We start from the raw sequence: 972 nt of genomic DNA, 5'->3' as shown, positions 1-972 counted from the left end.
GCGACGACGATCTTGGCGGAGGTGGTGGCGCGGCTGGGGGCGGCGGCCGCGTTAGAGCTTGCGAAGTCCACTGAGGACCCTTTCGAGCAGCGTGACGTCAGGCGTACCGCCCGACTCGCCCGCGGCGGCGGGCTGGTGGATGGCGACCAGGCCGGCCTCGGCCAGGTCTGCGACGAGGATGCGGGCGACCCCGAGCGGGACACCTGCCAGCGCGGAGATCTCGGCGACCGACTTGACCTCGCGGCACAGCGACACGATCCGGGCGTGCTCGGGGAGCAGCCCGCCCGGGGCGGCGGTGGCGGTGGTCGAGATCAGCGCCTCGATGGCCAGCTGGTAGCGGGGGCGGGTGCGTCCACCGGTCATGGCGTACGGGCGGACCAGCGGCTGCTGCTCGTAGCCGTCCGACTGCTGGCCGCCGTACCCACCGGCCTGCTGGCCGCCGTAGCCGTTTCCGTACCCGTTGCCGTACGCGCCGGCGGGTGTCGGGGGCGGGGTCATGCGTCCTCCTTGTGCTGCAGTCGTCGCGGCCGGAGCCCGCGGGGCCGTTGACTGACGGGCTGCCAGTCACCGTACGGCGAAGACCTGGGGTGGGAGTGCCGGACCCGGGGTCGGGTTGGGTCCGGCACGGTGAGGGTGGTGCGAAGGAGTCGGGATCGGGTGGGGGCCGGACGTCAGTGCAGCAGGCTGCCCTGGAGCTCGGCCCGCAGCGCGGGCGTGAGCACCGCGCCGGCGCGGTCCACCAGCAGGGCCATCTCGTAGCCGACGAGACCGATGTCGGAGTCCGGCGAGGCGAGGACCGCGAGCGCGGAGCCGTCGCTGATCGCCATCAGGAACAGGAACCCGCGCTCCATCTCCACCACGGTCTGGTTGACCTCGCCGCCCTCGAAGATGCGGCTGGCACCCGAGGTCAGCGAGGTCAGTCCGGAGGCGACGGCGGCCAGCTGGTCGGCGCGGTCCCGGGGGAAGCCCTCG

2 protein-coding genes are annotated in these 972 nt (G+C 73.5%); both read right to left on the bottom strand.

What is annotated here, in order from left to right; all coding sequences use genetic code 11:
- Positions 1-51 precede the first annotated feature (51 nt).
- Positions 52-498: a DUF742 domain-containing protein gene (locus tag IH44_RS0139960; RefSeq protein WP_030464762.1), complete on the bottom strand. Its 447-nt coding sequence runs from the start codon at positions 496-498 to the stop codon at positions 52-54.
- Between the two features lie 173 nt (positions 499-671).
- A partial coding sequence (locus IH44_RS0139955) for a roadblock/LC7 domain-containing protein (RefSeq protein WP_030464761.1) occupies positions 672-972 on the bottom strand: 301 nt, incomplete at its 5' end.

Source organism: Kitasatospora sp. NRRL B-11411 (genome assembly GCF_000721345.1).
Classification (GTDB): domain Bacteria; phylum Actinomycetota; class Actinomycetes; order Streptomycetales; family Streptomycetaceae; genus Kitasatospora; species Kitasatospora cineracea.
This window is presented reverse-complemented; position numbering and strand designations above follow the sequence as displayed.